Source organism: Pseudomonas sp. ME-P-057 (assembly GCF_030208975.1).
Lineage (GTDB): Bacteria > Pseudomonadota > Gammaproteobacteria > Pseudomonadales > Pseudomonadaceae > Aquipseudomonas > Aquipseudomonas lutea.
The window spans coordinates 28979-44267 of sequence record NZ_JARVSX010000002.1 but is presented as its reverse complement, the minus strand read 5'-3'; the positions used below and the strand labels follow the sequence as shown (position 1 = coordinate 44267).

Sequence of the window (15289 nt, the reverse complement as noted above, 5' to 3'; positions counted from 1 at the left end):
TGACTATAACGGTTAACGCTCAGCGGGCGGGAACGCAGGCTCGGCCCGCGCTCCGTTCAGCGGCGCACTTACAGTTTGCTGAACAGGTTCAGCGCTGACAGCTGAGTAAAGACCAGCTGCGAAGCTTGCAACATGGTCTTCTGCAGGGTCAGGCGGGCAATCGCATCAACCGGGTCGGAGGCAGTGATGCCTTGAGCCTCGTTGCTGCCGTTGTCCAGCAGGTTCTGGTTGGTCACGCCCTGGTCAGTGGCGGTTTTTGCCCGCGCACCGCCGTCGCTGACTGCGTCGTTGATCTGGTTGGCCGCGCTGGTCAGGTTGCCGATGGTCGAGCTCAGCGTGGCCTGCAGTTTTTGCTTGGCGACCGGGTCACCGTCCACTTTGCCGTTCAACGCCGTGATGACGTTGGACAAGGTGTTGAGGATGTTCTGGCTCTGCTGAGTCGACGACTGCGCCGTGAACTGATCACCACTGGCCAGCGTCACCGGAGTGCCGCTGAAGGTGAAGGTCACGCCCGACGCCACGGCCTGATTGGCCACCGGGGTACCGGTCAACGTGCCGCTGGAGACCGGCTTGCTGGTGGTGGCGTCGTACGGCGCGGCATACAGGTCGAACTCTGTGGCGCTGCTGAAGCGGATGATCGCCCCGCCCGACGGGAAGGTCTCGTTGAATTGAGTCTGGTCGGTAACAGTTGAATCGGTGACCACCGTGGTCGACGGGTTACCCGGCGAACGGGTCGTGCTCACCGTGCTGTTGGACACTGCCAGGCTGAACGTATGACCGGCAATGGCCGCATCGGCCTGTGCCGCGTCGCCGTACTGCGCGGTGGTCAGGTTGACGTTGAGGGTCAGCTCCAGGCCGCGGAAGCCAATGGTTTGATTGCCTTCGTTGTTCGACGAAAACTTGCCGGTCGAGGTGGCATCGGCGGTCACGTCGTTGCCGGCCTTGTCGAGAATCTTGTACTGCGTGCTGCTCTGGAACGAAATGCTGTACGGCTCACCCGGGGCGAACTTGTTGTCGTAGGCCGCGGTATTGCTGACGCTGCCGCCCGACAGGGCAATGACGTTGTCGTTCACCGCAGGCGATGTCAGTGTCGTCGTGGTGCGAGTGGTATTGATCGCCTGCTCGAACGCATCCCAGCCGGTGGTGTTGGCGGCCATGGAAATGCCGCTGCCGATCGGCAACAGGTTGCGCGTCTGGTCGCCCTGGTAGCTGTATGTGCCATCGGGGTTGACGGAGTACGGCGCTGTCGTGGATTTGGAGCCGGAGAACAGGTAGGAGCCATCGGCGTCCTTGCTGTTCATCAGGCCGAGAATCTGGGTCTGCACTTCCTTCAGTTCCGCGGCATTGGCCTGACGGTCTTTATCGGTGAAGGTCGCATTGGCAGCGCCGAGCACCAGTTCCTGAGCGCGCTGGATGGCCGAGGTGATGGCAGTCATCGCAGTCTCGGTTTGCACCACGCCGGTATTGACCGTGCCGATGTTGGCGTTGTACTGGTTGAGCATCGTGCCCATTTGCTGCAATTGCAGCACGCGGCCGGCGCCAACCGGGTCATCGCCGGCGGTGTTGAGCTTGACCTGACTGGCCACTTCGTCGCCGGTTTTGGTGACGTTGGCGTAGCTGCGCGAGTAGTTCGCCGCGCTGGTTTCGTAAAACTGGGCCGTTGAAATACGCATGGATTACGATTCCTTAAAGACTGTTGATCAGCGTGCTGAAGATGGCTTGAGCCGCTTTGATGATCTGCGACGAAGCGGTGTAGTACTGCTGGTACTTGACCAGGTTGGCGGCTTCTTCATCCAGCGACACACCGGAGACGCTGTCGCGCGCGGTCTTGGCCTGGGTCAACACCGCCGTGGTTGCCGTCGTGTCGTTTTTCGCCTGCGCCGCTTTGCTGCCGACGGTGGTGATCATGTTGGCGTTGGCACCGCTCAGGCTCATGCCTGTGCCGTTGCCGGCGGCATTGTCGAGGGTCTGTTTGGTCTGCAGCGCAATGACCGACGCAGCGTTGCGGTTGTCCGAAGACCCGGCAGCGGTCATGGCGATGCTGAAGGTGTCGCCAGCTTTGGCGGACCCACCGATGGTCGTGCCAAAGGTGAACGACTGCTTGGCGCCTGAAGAGTCTGTGTAGCCGACTTCCAGGCTGACGTCGTTGGACACGCCAGGCACGATCGAACCCGTGATCGCGTTGCCGGATTTATCCAGCACCGGCTGACCCTGGGCGTTGACCAGCGAGTAGCTTTGGGCACCGTTGACGTCGTCGCCCATGATCATGCGCATGGGCATCGAGGCCGTCAGCGCATTGCGCAGGTCGGCGGTGGCCGTGGGGTTGTAGATGTCGGCCTGGTTGGACAGCACCGGCTGAGTGAACGTACCCGAACCCTTGTTGCTCGCGCTCGCGCCGCCGGTCAGCGGACCAGCCGTGGCGATGGTTTTAGGGTCGGTCATTACCACTTTGATGCCGTCGGCGCCGGTTTTGCCCGGGCTGATCTTGAAGGTGTCACCCTCCCCCGAGGCGCCCTTGAACTTCAGCGAGAAGCCGTCGATGACCGGCGGATTGGCATCACTGGTGTTGTAAGAACCCAGGTCCTTGCCGTCGGGCATGCGCTTGACGCTGTACTGCCCGGAGGCGTTGGTGAACGTCACCTGATAATCGTTGGTGGTCAGCGCGCCGCTGTTGGTAATGGACACCGCGAAGTTGCCCGACGCCTGATCGTTGGTTTTGTTCGCAACGCTGCGCTGAGCCGTCAGGCTCGGATCGTTGACATTGATGAACAGGTTGGCGCCGAAGTTGCCGTTGGCGTCGATGCCCTGATTGAGCTGGGCGTTGACCTGATCGGAAGCCACAACCGCCAGACGACCGAGTTCATTGGCCGCCGGCTGCAGCACGTCACTGCGATAGCGCAGCAGGCCGCCCAGCGTACCGCCGGTGACCACACTCGACACATCGACGTTGCTGTTCTGATAGTTGAGCTTGAGCGAATACACGTTCGGGTCGGCATCGCTTGGCGAGGCGGTCAGCGTGTTGGCTTTGCTGCCGGTAACCAGCGGCTGGCCGGTGCCGATGTAGACGTCGTAGTTGCCGTTGGTTTCGACGACTTTGGCGCCGACCAGGTCATTGAGCTGGCGCACGGCTTCGCTGCGCGAGTCGAGCAGTGTGTTCGGCTGACCGCCGGAGGCCTGCGCCTGAGTGATCTGCAGGTTCATGCTGGCGATGGACGACGCCAGGGCATTGACTTGCCCGGCCACGGTGTTCATCTGGGTATTGATGCTGGCGTTCTGATCTTTCATCTGCGACGAGATGGAGTTGAACTGACCGGCCAGGGCCGAGGCGCTGGTCAGGAAGGTCGTGCGCGCAGACGAGTCGGTTGGCCGGGTCGACAACGTCCCCAGGTCGCTGAAGAACTTCGACAACACGGTGCTGATACCGGTGGAGCTGTCCGAGAGGATCGAATCCAGCTTGCTCGCCTGGCTCAGATAGGCCGTGGCGTCAGAACTGAGTGCCGTACTGGTCTGCAATTGGGTGTCGAGGAAGCCGTTGTAGATGCGGCGCACGTCGGACAACGTCGTACCGGTGCCGACAAAGCCGACGCCGATATTCTGCTGTGCGCCGGCAGCGGTCATCACTTGCTGGCGCGAGTAACCGAGCGTGTCAACGTTGGCAGTGTTGTTGCCGATGGTGGTCATCGCAGCACTGCTGGCGTTCAGTCCCGAAAGCCCAATTGAAATCAGTGACATGGTTCAAACCTTATAAAGTCGTGGAAGAGCCCGAGGCGGATGCGTAGGTCTGGTAACTCTTCATCTGTTTCGCTATCTGAGAAATCTTGCTGGCATAGGACGGGTCAGTGGCGTACCCGGCCTTCTGCAGCTCTTTCACAAACTGTTCCGGGCTATCGGCAGATTTCAGGGTTTCTTTATAGCGGCTGTTGTTTTGCAGGAAGCTCACCAGGTCGTGGAAGCTGCTGGCGTAAGAGTCGTAGGCGCGGAAATCCGCCGTTTCCTTGACCATCTGGCCGTCGCGGAACTCACTGGTAATTGCACGGGCTTCCGGCCCTTTCCAGCCACCCTGAGCCTTGATGCCGAACAGGTTGTAGCTGCTGCCGCCATCGGACTGACGCATGATCGATTTGCCCCAGCCGGTTTCCAGCGCCGCCTGTGCCACGAGCACGCTTGGGTCGACGCCGATGCGGGCCGCGGCGTCTTTGGCCAAGGGCATCATCGTGGCGACAAAGTCGTCTTTGTTGGCGAACGCACTCTTGCCCGGCGCCAGCGGCGTCTGCACGCGGCTGCGCACATAGGCATTGGCGTCGGCGGCGTATTGCGGGCCGACGGTCCAGTCGCCATTGTCCTTCTGACCGGCGCTTTTCGCGGCCGCCACGGCGTTGGACACGGCGATGCGGTTTTTCAGCGTGGTGGCGCTGGTGGCAGGGTCCTGGGCACCCGACGCATTCGGCACGATACCGGCCATGATGCGATCGCTGAGCTTGCTTGGCAGCGACAGGCGACGGGAATTGAGCGCGGCGACGTCGTTGTGAACCGTGCCGTCAGCCGCGTCCGGCGCAGCCACTGCACGGCTGGCCCAGAGTGGACGCTGGGCAACGCGCGTGGCCAGACCGGTCTGCGCTGGCGCATCGGTCTTGCCGTCAGCCGGCGTCGCGGTTTTACCACCCGCGACAAGGCCGGTGCTGGCCGGTGCCACTTCGGTGCTCTTGTTCTTCGACAGCTGACGCATGAGCACGTCCTGCAGACCGATGCCGCCACCCTCGCGGGACATGCTCACCGACAGCTGCTGGTCGTACATGTCCTGATACTGCCGCGTCGCCGCGGTGTTCATCGGGTTGTCCTTGGCCAGCACTTCGTTGGCCGAACGCATGGCCTTGAGCATCTGGCTGACGAACAGTGACTCGAATTCCTGCGCCACTTTCTTGAGGTTGCCCTCGCTGTCGCGGTCGCCGGTTTTCATCGCCGTCAGGCGGTTGAGGTCGGTATACGCACCCGAATCGCCTGATGAAACGCCGCCACTTGGAATACTCATGAGTCTTCTGCCTCTTAAATCACGATCAGGTCGGCTTGCAATGCGCCGGCCTGCTTCAGTGCTTCGAGAATCGCCATCAAGTCGCCTGGCGCTGCACCCACCTGGTTAACCGCACGAACAATCTCGTCCAGCGTCGTGCCCGGCCCGAACTTGAACATCGGGTGCATTTCCTGCTGAGCGTTGACTTTCGAGCGCGGGACCACTGCCGTCTGGCCGTTGGAGAACGCGCCCGGCTGGCTGACGATCGGGTCTTCGGTGATGGTCACGGTCAGGCTGCCGTGGGTGACCGCCGCTGGCGATACCTTGACGTTCTGGCCGATCACGATGGTGCCGGTCCGCGAGTTGATGATGACTTTGGCCGAGGTCTGGCCCGGATCGATTTCCAGGTTTTCCAGCACCGACAGGTAGTCAACGCGCTGATTGGGGTCCAGCGGCGCGGTGACGCGCACGGAACCGCCGTCCAGCGCCTGAGCGACGCCAGGGCCAAGCATGTCGTTGATCTTGTCGACGATGCGCTTGGCCGTGGTGAAGTCGTTGCGATTCAGGTTCAGGGTCAGCGAATTGCCCTGGTTGAAGCCACTCGGCACTGCACGTTCAACCGACGCACCGCCGGGAATGCGACCGGAAGACGGTACGTTGACGGTGATCTTCGAGCCATCGCGGCCTTCTGCATCGAAACCGCCGACCACCAGGTTGCCCTGAGCCACGGCATAGACGTTGCCGTCGATCCCCTTCATCGGGGTCATCAGCAGCGCCCCGCCACGCAGGCTTTTGGAGTTACCGATCGAGGACACGGTGATGTCGATCTGCTGACCCGGCTTGGCGAACGGCGGCAGGTCGGCGTACACGGCCACGGCCGCGACGTTTTTCAGCTGCACGGTGCCCGAGCCCGCCGGCACCTTGATGCCGAACTGCGAGAGCATGTTGTTGAAGGTCTGCAGGGTGAACGGGGTTTGCGTGGTCTGGTCGCCCGTACCATTGAGGCCCACCACCAGACCGTAGCCGATCAACTGGTTGGTCCGCACACCGGAAATGCTGGCGATGTCCTTCAGGCGCTCGGCGTGTGCGCCCAGTGCGGTGGTGAACAGCAGCGCTGCCGCTATCAGTTGCTTGAACGTGATCATGGCTATCCCGCTATCAGAAAGGGAACAACGGGCTGAGGAAGAATCGGTCGAACCAGCCTGGCTGACTGGAATCGGCAAACGCGCCTGTACCGGAATAAGTGATGCGTGCATCGGCGATGCGAGTCGACGACACGGTGTTGTCGGTGGCGATGTCGTCGGCACGAATCAGGCCGGCGATGCGCACCAGTTCGTCACCGGTGTTCAGGGTCATCCACTTCTCGCCACGCACCAGCAGAATGCCGTTGGGCATGACGTCGGCGACGGTCACGGTAATGGAGCCGGTCAAGCTGTTGCTCTGCGCCGCCTTGCCGTCACCCTTGGTGGCGCGGTCGCCAGTGTATCCGGCGTCCAGGCTCAGGTTGCCGCCACCCACCGGGTTGTTGGTGCTCACCCCTGCACCAAACAGCGAGGTCAGGCCAAGGCTGGTCTTGCTGGTTTTGCTGATACCGGAACTGGCGGCCTTGCTCGCAGCCATGCGCTCGGACAGGGTGATGGTGATGATGTCACCCACCCGATACGCTTTGCGGTCGCCGTACATGTTCTGCTCGAAACCGGCCTGATAGATCGAGCCATTGCTGGCCGCTGAAGGCAACGGTGTGCGCGGCAACACCGGCGCGTAATAAGGGTCATTGGGTTTGGCCGCAGGCGCAACGCAGCCGGTCAACAGCGCGATTCCGCACAACGGTGCCGCCAACAGGGAAAGCCGCAATACAGAGAGCCGTTTCATGACACTTAAAACCTCGCGGTGTAGCAGGCGTTTTTCAGGCGCCCCTTCAGATTGATCAGGTGTTTCGCTGCAGGACATCAGGCGTTTCAAGAGCGGCTTACAAGTTCTGGGTCACGAACTGGAGCATCGAGTCAGCGGTCGAGATCACTTTGGAGTTCATCTCGTAGGCGCGTTGAGTGGTGATCATGTTCACCAGCTCTTCAACGGTGCTGACGTTGGAGTTTTCCAGGGTGTTCTGCTTGACCACGCCCAGACCGTTCAGGCCCGGCGTACCCACTTGCGGAGCGCCGCTGGAAGCGGTTTCCAGGTACAGGTTGCCGCCCTGGGATTGCAGGCCGGCCGGGTTGATGAAGTCCGCCGTCTGCACGTTACCGATGATCTGCGGCGTGGCCGAGTTGGCTGCCGTGGTCACCGATACGGTGCCGTCTTCGCCGACGGTGAAGGTCTGCGAGTCTTGCGGAACGACAATCGCAGGCTCCAGGGCATAACCGCTGGAGGTCACGATCTGGCCGTTGCTGTCCAGGTGGAAGGTACCGTCACGGGTGTACGCCAGGGTGCCGTCAGGCTGACGGATCTGGAAGAAACCGCGACCGTTGACCGCCATGTCCAGCGGCTGATTGGTGGTCTGCAGGCTGCCGGCGGTGAAGTTCTTCTGCGTGCCGACGATGCGCACACCGGTACCCAGTTGCAGGCCTGAAGGCAGCTCGCTGTCCTGAGTGGACTGAGCACCTGGCTGGCGCTTGATCTGGTAAAGCAGGTCCTGGAATTCGGCGCGGTCGCTTTTGAAACCGGTGGTCGAAACGTTGGCCAGGTTGTTGGAAATGGTCGTCAGGTTGGTGTCCTGGGCGGCCAGACCGGTTTTAGCAACATAGAGTGCCGGAAGCATTATTGAATCTCCTCGAGCGCCTGTTTATCGGCGCAAGCTGTCAGTCATTAGCCCATCTGCAAGACGCGAGCCATCGACTCGTCATCCTGCTCGGCGGTCTTCATCATCTTGATGTGCAGTTCGAATTGGCGGGACAGCGCGAGTACCGAGGTCATCTCGTCTACCGCGTTGACGTTGCTCGACTGCAGAAATCCAGACTCCACCTGAACCGTGGCGTCGGCTTGCGCCGGTCGGCCGCTTTTGGTGTGCATCAGGCCGTCGGGGCCCTTTTCCATGGTCGACTGGTCGCCTTTGACCAGCTTGATGCGGTCGATCTGCGCCATCACCTGCGGGCTTTCACCCAGGGAGCGAACGCTGATCGTGCCGTCGGCGCCGATCTCGATCTGCTGCTGTGGCGGCACGGCAATCGGCCCGCTGTTGCCCATGACCGGCAAACCGTTGCCATCGCGCAACACGCCGAGGGCGTCGATGTTCATGCTCGAGGTGCGGGTGTAGGCTTCGCCACCGTCGGCGGTCTGCACGGCCATCCAGCCATCGCCCTTGACGGCAACGTCCAGCTCGCGACCGGTGTCGACCATCGAACCCTGGCTGAAGTCAGTCCCGGGACGCTCGCTCATGGCGTACGCCCGAGACGGGTTGACCTCGCCAAACACGGGCATGGAACGCGCCTGTTCAAGGTCGCGCTGAAACCCGTTGGTCGAAACGTTCGCCAGGTTGTTGGCATGGGCTTTTTGCGCGATGGCGTTTTCAGACGCTCCGCTCATGGCCACGTATAGCAACTTGTCCACAGTCTTCCTCCTCCGACAGACGCTTGCCGCCTGTAGCTGTACTGAACAGGTCATAGCAATAATCGAACCAGTTTTTCAGCGAGGTCTTAACGCGTTGATTCTTCAATGATTACGGGCGGCATGGACAGGCGGCTACGGGGTTTCCGAGGCGGGGTGACAAGGGACTGCCGGTTTCGGTCGTATCGGCGAGAGAGAACGCCAAAAAACTTTCCATGGGGGGTGCGAAACTTGCAGCGCTTTCACTCTTCATCTTGTGGCCACGGAAAATTGTCATGCGTCTGCGCCTTGCCCTACTGCTCGCCCTCGCCCTCCCCACCGGGCTCTGCGCCAGTCTCGCGCTCGCCGAGCAGGCGCGTTATTACTGGTGGCAAGGCAAGCATCAAACGCTTTGCGCACAAACCAGCCCCGGCAAGGGCTGGACCCGGTTGGATGGCGCGTTTGTGAAATCTGATTGCTCGATTTGAAGTGATGCTGCTGAGGTGACGCGAACATGCGGATGCTGGTGTCAGGCATATTCCAGTTGCAGGCACATCGAAATCGCGAGCAAGCGCGCTCCTACAGTTTTGCGGCGGGTGCAAATCTGGTTTGCGGCGGGTGCAAATCTGGCGATCTGGCTACCACTGTAGGAGCCGGCTTGCTGGCGAACAGGCCAGGCCAGCAACCAAAATGCGAATGACCCAACACGTTCAGAATGCGTTGGATCAGGCGACACCGTCGTTGCATACCCACCGCATTCGCGGGCAAGCGCGCTCCTACAGTTTTGCGGCGGGTGCAACTCTGGCGGTCCGGGCAGCTACCACTGTAGGAGCCGGCTTGCTGGCGAAAGCGGTGTGTAGGCGACAAGGATATCGCCTGACCCGATGCGACCGTCCGGATACGCTGAGTCAGTCGCTATCTTCACGGCTGGCCCAACGCATTTGTCCGACAGCTCTATCAGGTCGCGCGGATGAGCGTCTGCATCAATTCAGCTTCTGTCGACAGGGTTTTTGAATTGGCCTGATAGGCCGTTTGCGCCTGGATCAGTTCCACCAGTTCGTTCGTCAAGGTGACGTTGGAGCCTTCCAGGGAGTGCCCGATGACGCTGCCCATCGTGCCGATGCCCGGCGCCTCGTAATTGGCGGCGCCGCTGGCCCGGGTCTCCACCCAGCGGGTGTCACTCACCGGTTGCAGCCCCTGATTGTTGGCAAAACTGGCGAGCATGACCTGGCCGATGTTGCGCTGCAGCCCATTGCTGAAACCGATACTGAGCATGCCACTGCGGTCGATGGACAGCTTGGTGGCCTCCCCGGCCGAATGCCCGTCAATCACCGCGCCTGTACTGCCGGTGGGGGCGCGGTGCTGACTGGCTTTGCTCATGTCGATGACGATTCCGTCGCCGCTGCCCGAGGCGCCGCTTGCGCCCCAGCGACCGCCAGGCTTGTTGCCTTCCAGCGGTTTGGCCGGCACCCAGCCGTTGAGGGTCAACGCATTATTCGCCGCGCTCAGCCACTGGCTACCCACCAAGGACTGCAACGTGCCGCCGGCATCAAACAGCATGCTTGCCGTCACCGGCTCGGTGCTGGCCGGGTCCTGCGGATTTCGACCGTCGATGAGCGTGTGCATTTTCCAGCTGTTGCTGCCGTCCTTGACGTAATACTGCGTCAGCTCATGGCGCTCGCCGAGACTGTCGAACACGCCGAAGGTCATCGCCTTGTTGTACGTGGTGATGTCGGCAGGCTTGAACGCCGGCACCGGTCGCGGCATCAGCGGATCGGCGGGATCCAGCAGCGCAGCGCCGCCGTCCAGCAACGGCAGGCTGACCGGCCCCGGACTTGGCGAAGGCCCGGGCACCCAGCTGCCATTGACCTGGACCGCCGGCCGCCATACTCGCAGCGATAACTCGGTGTCGGATTCGACTTTCACCGCCGCCGAATTGCCCGTCAGCGACAGCTTCCCCGCAGCCGAAACCTGCAGGCCGACTTCGAGCGGTGCGGTGCTGGCAGGGTCGAGCGGATTGAGTCCATCAATGAGCAGGTAAGAGGTCCAGTGATCGTCTTCGGTTTTGACGAAATACTGCTTGAGCTGGTGATCCTGTGGCGGGACGGCGGCGTCTTGGATGACGCGGCTTGTGACCCGGGTGTACGTGGTCGGATCGGCAGGATCGAAGCGTGGAATGGCGGCGAGTGAAGCCGCTCCCGCATCCAGGTTCAACGTTTGTTCCATCTTGCCCGTGGCCCTGGGCGAGAGCGACGCCGAATCGATTTTCAGATCGGTGCGCACGCCGCTGATGACCTTGCCGTCTTCGGTCACACCGTAGCCCTGCAACCGGCTGCCATGGGCATCGACGACGTAATTCTCGGCATCCTTGATAAACGCGCCAGCCCTGCCATAGCTGATGGAGCCGCGATCGCTCATGACAAAGAAGCCGTTGCCCTCAATGCGCATGTCGAGGGCGCGGCCGTGGCTGGAGATCACGCCGCCCGCGGCGAAGTTCTGCGAGACGTTGGCCACTTCAACGCCCTGCCCCGCTGCGGTCCGGCTTCCGCCCAGCATGGAAGACGAATACACCGCCGAGAATTCGGCGCGCGAAGACTTGAACCCGGCCGTGCCGACGTTGGCGATGTTGTTGCCGGTGACCTCCATGCGCTTGTGCGCCGCGTGTAAACCGGAAACCGCTGTATTGAATGACATGAACACTCCCTGAGTCGTTGTTCAACGACACGTTCGTCAATGCATCTAAGGTTTCGCGGACAAAGGAATGCGATCGGACAACACCCGGTTGCAGCGCCGTTCGATGGCATTTATTTGTCAGCGAATTTGATTCTCGCATCGACGAAAGTAGGAAGTTTCCAGTTGTGGAGTGGGACGGCTCTTGAAGTTTTCGCCCTGCCAACCGCGCGACAAAAGGCGGAAAAAACCCATAAAAAACCCCCTCCGAAGAGGGGTTCGATTGACGCTGATCAAGCGGGCGTTATTAGCCCATCTGGATCGTGGTCTGCAGGATGGTGCTTTGCGTCGAGATGGTTTTGGCGTTCGCCTGGTAGTTGCTTTGCGCCTTGATCAACTCAACCAGCTCACCGGTCAGGTCAACGTTGGATTCTTCCAGCGCCGAACCGGTAATGTTTCCCAGCGTACCCGATTCCGGCGCGCCGGTGACCGGAATACCCGACGCGTAGGTCTCACGCCACATGGTACCGCCCGCAGGCGACAAGCCCTGGACGTTGGCGAAAGACGTCAGCGCAACCTGGCCGATCACGCGGGATTCGCCGTTGGTGTAGGTGGCGAACAGGTTACCGGTGGAATCGACGTTCATGGCGCTGATCTGGCCGGTGTAGTTACCGTCCTGAGTCTTGGAGATCGCCCCGCCTGCTGCGTTGGTCTGGGTCGTCGCGAGCATATCCAGTTTCATGTCGACCGTGGCCGCGCCGTTGGCAACCCACGTGGTGGTCGAACCGACGGTCTTGCCCTGAGCCGGTTTCCAGTTCTCGATGTTGAACGTGCCGTCGCCGTTTACCGAAATGCCGGCGGTGGTGGTCGGCGCTGGGTTGGTGATGATGTTGCCCGACTCGTCAAACTTCAGTTGAGTCTGGTCAGCCGCAACGGCAGGCTCGGTGGTCGGATCGGACATGTTGCGCCCGTCGATCAGCGTGTACATGGTCCAGGAGTTGGTGTCCGTCTTGCGGAAGTACTGCGACAGGGTGTGTTCGTTGCCCTGGCTGTCGTAGATCGGCGTGCTGTAAGTCGACGTGTAGGTCGAGGTGTCAGCAGGATTGAAGGCCGCACCGGTGTTGATCGGCTTCGACGAATCCAGGTTCGACTTGATCGAAATATTCGAGGTGGTCTTCGGCGCCATGTTCGAGGTGTCGACCTTGAGGTTGGTCAAGACGCCCGTCTTCACGTTGCCGCTGGCATCGGTGGCGTAACCCTGCAGGTTATTGCCGTTGGTGTCGATAATGTTGCCCGACGTATCGGTGTGGAAGTTACCGGCGCGGGTGTACAGCTTCTCGCCGTTGTTGCTCATCATGAAGAAGCCGTTGCCGTTGATCGCCAGGTCCAGATCACGGCCGGTGCCGGTGGTCAGCGCACCCTGGGTGAACTGCTGGGTCACCGCAGCGGTGTACACGCCGCTGCCGACGTTGGTGCCGCCCGATGTGCCACGAATGGATTGCGCGTACTGGTCAGCGAATTCCGCACGGGAACTCTTGAAACCGACGGTCGCGACGTTGGCAATGTTGTTGCCAGCGACGTCGAGACTTTTATTTGCTGCATAGAGCCCACTAAGACCTACGTTGAAAGACATGTTTCACTCCTGCGCCGTCTAGTCGGCTCTAGATTCCGATTTGTTGAACTTTGGACAAGGCGATGTTGCTGCCGTTGGCCAGGTTGAGCGTCATTGCTGCACCCGAGGTGCCCATGGTCACACTGCTGACCGTTGCCGGCAGGTACGTCTTGAAGCCAGTGTTGGCGCCCTCGACGGTGCCGGTTGCGACGAAACTGTAATTGCCCGATTCGAGCGGCTGGCCCGCTTCGTCCTTGCCGTCCCACTCGAAGGGGGTGTTGCCTGCTTTGGCATCGCCCAGGTCGATGGTGCGGACAACATTGGTGCCTGTGCTGTCGTAAATCTTGACGGTGGTGAGCGAGCTGGCCCCCGGTACGACCACGGTGCCGCTCATGCCTTTGGTGGTGTCGACGTTGGTCGAACCCGCTTCGGCGATCACCGAGCGCCCGACCAGCGAAGACGCCTGCAGCGCCTGGGAAGACTGGTACATTCCGCCGATGGCATCGACCGAGGTGCTCAGGTTCTGCATGGTTTCAAGACTGCTGAACTGCGCCAGTTGGGCCACGAACTCACTGTTGTCCTGTGGATCAAGCGGGTTCTGGTTCTGCATCTGTGTCACCAGCAGCTGCAGGAACGAGTCCTTGCCCAGGCTGTTGGCGCCGGTGGTGCTGTCGCCGGTCTTGCCGGAGGTCGGCGCCTGCAGCGACTTGAGGTAGTCGGTGGTCGTGTTATTACTGATGGAAGTCATGTGTCGTGCCCCTTATCACTGACCGAGGGTCAGGACCTTCTGCATCATGGTTTTCGCGGTGTTCATGATTTCCGCGTTGGTCTGGAACGAACGGCTGGCCGAGATCATGTCAGCCATCTCGTTGACCACGTTGACGTTCGGGTAGTAGACGTAGCCGTTCTTGTCCGCCGAAGGGTGGTTTGGCTCGTAACGTGCTTCCAGGTTGGAGGCGTCTTCGACAATGCCTGTCACCTGTACGCCCGTGCCGGCCTGACCCTGGTCTTCGAACAGCGAGCCGCTGCCGCCGGACTGCTGACCCTGGAACACGGTGGCGAACACCGGATGGCGGGCGCGGTAGGTCTGGTCCATGCTGGAGGACACGGTTTCGGCGTTGGCGATGTTACTGGCCACGGTGTTGAGGCGAGTGTTCTGGGCGCTCATGCCGCTACCGGCAATATTGAAAACACTGGACAGGGACATGGATTACTCTCCGCGCAGGGCTGCAACCAGCCCTTTGAATTTGCTGTTGAGCAAGGTGAAGCTGGCCTGAAAACCGATGGCGTTTTCGGCGTAATTGGCGTTCTCGACCTGGGAGTCGACGGTGTTCTGGTCCAGCGACGGCTGCGACGGGGTGCGGTAGAGCAGGCTGGCTTCGCCATCGCTCATGCCTTCGGCTTCGATGTGACGGGTGTTGGTCATGTCGAGGGCGAAGTGGCCATTGGTGGTCTTGTCGCTTTGCGCCGCCAGGACTTTGGAGAAGTCGAGGTCCCGCGCCTTGTAGTTGGGCGTGTCGGCGTTGGTAATGTTGTTGGCCAGCACTTCGGCACGTTGGGCACGGAAGTTGAGTGCCTTTTCATGGATGCCAAGTGCGTTGTCGAAACTGATGCTCATGTCGGGACCTTTGAGGGCTGACCAGATGTACTTGCAGGAGTTATAGCAAGTGGCGTGCCAGTTGCTGGAAGTGCCGTTTTACGGGGCTTGCAGAGGGTTGGGTGGCAGTGATGACAGAAAAGCGGCAAGGGTTTTCCGCTTGATGGGACGAAAGTGGCAAGAGCGGTGCCGTTTTTTTGCCGTATTGCGCTTTCGCACGAGGGGCTGGATATAGATCAAGAGCGTCGGCCTAACGGCCTCCGGTTTCGCCTTCGGCGAGTTACTTGGAAAGGCACCCCAAGTAACCAAGGGTGCCTGCTCCTGGTTGGGCCCCTCCTTCGTCGGGGTTCCCTCACTTCGACGACGCTCCGTGGGCCCGCGCCGAACGGACATCCCTGTCCTGACGGCGCTCTCGCCGCATCCATGCGGCTCGGCCCACTGCGCGTCGTCTGCGTTCAGCCTGCACCCAAGTCGCGATTGTTATCGTCTGGGCTGGCTGTGCATGAAGATCAAGATCAAGATCAACAGCTTCCCGGCTGAAGCCGGTCCCACTAAAGAGCAGCGCGTTTACCCAGATAAAATGGCGTCAACCTCGACTGTGGGACCGGCTTTAGCCGGGAAGCTTTGCTTTCGAGCTGCTGTTGCTGTTGCTGCCGCTGTTGGCGCTACTGTTGCTGTTGATCGTTCCCACGCTCCGCGTGGGAATGCCGCCTCGGACGCTCTGCGTCCTGCGATCCCCGATCCCGCCGGGTCTACACGGTCTTCTGTTATCGCTCCCACGCTCCGCGTGGGAATGCCGCCTCGGACGCTCTGCGTCCTGCATGCGCCGATCTGGCCGGGTCTACGCGGTCTTCTGTAGGAGCCGGCTTGCTGGCGAAGG

13 protein-coding genes are annotated in these 15289 nt (G+C 61.0%); 1 reads left to right on the top strand and 12 read right to left on the bottom strand.

Translation table 11 applies throughout. The annotated features are described in order from the left end of the window. Positions 1 to 68: 68 nt before the first annotated feature. The 7 genes from QRN48_RS01520 to QRN48_RS01490 form a co-directional block, all read right to left on the bottom strand. Positions 69 to 1673, bottom strand: coding sequence for a flagellar hook-associated protein 3 (locus QRN48_RS01520; RefSeq protein ID WP_191945396.1), 1605 nt, complete (start codon positions 1671 to 1673; stop codon positions 69 to 71). Positions 1674 to 1686: 13 nt separating this feature from the next. After that, positions 1687 to 3732 carry a flagellar hook-associated protein FlgK gene (gene flgK / locus QRN48_RS01515; protein ID WP_285348519.1) on the bottom strand — a complete coding sequence of 682 codons (2046 nt, stop codon included), beginning with the start codon at positions 3730 to 3732 and terminating at the stop codon, positions 1687 to 1689. A gap of 10 nt (positions 3733 to 3742) precedes the next feature. After that, positions 3743 to 5029 (bottom strand): flagellar assembly peptidoglycan hydrolase FlgJ, encoded by a 1287-nt coding sequence (gene flgJ, locus QRN48_RS01510; RefSeq protein WP_191945398.1) that lies wholly within the window; start codon positions 5027 to 5029, stop codon positions 3743 to 3745. Between the two features lie 14 nt (positions 5030 to 5043). Then, the gene (locus QRN48_RS01505; protein ID WP_037011612.1) at positions 5044 to 6153 is read right to left on the bottom strand and encodes a flagellar basal body P-ring protein FlgI; all 1110 of its coding nucleotides are present in this window, start codon (positions 6151 to 6153) and stop codon (positions 5044 to 5046) included. Between the two features lie 13 nt (positions 6154 to 6166). Continuing rightward, positions 6167 to 6880 carry a flagellar basal body L-ring protein FlgH gene (gene flgH, locus QRN48_RS01500; protein WP_037013137.1) on the bottom strand — a complete coding sequence of 238 codons (714 nt, stop codon included), beginning with the start codon at positions 6878 to 6880 and terminating at the stop codon, positions 6167 to 6169. Between the two features lie 97 nt (positions 6881 to 6977). After that, complete coding sequence (gene flgG / locus QRN48_RS01495) at positions 6978 to 7766, bottom strand: flagellar basal-body rod protein FlgG (RefSeq protein WP_037011614.1); 789 nt, start codon at positions 7764 to 7766, stop codon at positions 6978 to 6980. 47 nt (positions 7767 to 7813) lie between these two features. Beyond that, positions 7814 to 8554, bottom strand: coding sequence for a flagellar basal body rod protein FlgF (locus QRN48_RS01490; RefSeq protein ID WP_037011617.1), 741 nt, complete (start codon positions 8552 to 8554; stop codon positions 7814 to 7816). 272 nt (positions 8555 to 8826) lie between these two features. Here QRN48_RS01490 and QRN48_RS01485 point away from each other — a divergent pair, with 272 nt between their 5' ends. After that, positions 8827 to 9018 carry a hypothetical protein gene (locus QRN48_RS01485; protein WP_191945400.1) on the top strand — a complete coding sequence of 64 codons (192 nt, stop codon included), beginning with the start codon at positions 8827 to 8829 and terminating at the stop codon, positions 9016 to 9018. 469 nt (positions 9019 to 9487) lie between these two features. Here the strand turns inward: QRN48_RS01485 and QRN48_RS01480 are convergent, their stop codons facing one another. From QRN48_RS01480 to flgB, 5 genes are all read right to left on the bottom strand, one after another. Further along, positions 9488 to 11224, bottom strand: coding sequence for a flagellar hook protein FlgE (locus QRN48_RS01480; protein ID WP_285348514.1), 1737 nt, complete (start codon positions 11222 to 11224; stop codon positions 9488 to 9490). 283 nt (positions 11225 to 11507) lie between these two features. Further along, complete coding sequence (gene flgE, locus QRN48_RS01475) at positions 11508 to 12833, bottom strand: flagellar hook protein FlgE (protein ID WP_037011624.1); 1326 nt, start codon at positions 12831 to 12833, stop codon at positions 11508 to 11510. Positions 12834 to 12861: 28 nt separating this feature from the next. Further along, positions 12862 to 13560 carry a flagellar hook assembly protein FlgD gene (locus tag QRN48_RS01470; protein ID WP_037011626.1) on the bottom strand — a complete coding sequence of 233 codons (699 nt, stop codon included), beginning with the start codon at positions 13558 to 13560 and terminating at the stop codon, positions 12862 to 12864. 15 nt (positions 13561 to 13575) lie between these two features. Then, positions 13576 to 14019: a flagellar basal body rod protein FlgC gene (gene flgC, locus QRN48_RS01465; protein WP_037011628.1), complete on the bottom strand. Its 444-nt coding sequence runs from the start codon at positions 14017 to 14019 to the stop codon at positions 13576 to 13578. A 3-nt stretch (positions 14020 to 14022) separates the two neighbouring features. After that, on the bottom strand, positions 14023 to 14430 hold the full coding sequence (flgB, locus tag QRN48_RS01460) for a flagellar basal body rod protein FlgB (protein WP_037011630.1): 408 nt from the start codon (positions 14428 to 14430) through the stop codon (positions 14023 to 14025). Between the last annotated feature and the right edge of the window lie 859 nt (positions 14431 to 15289).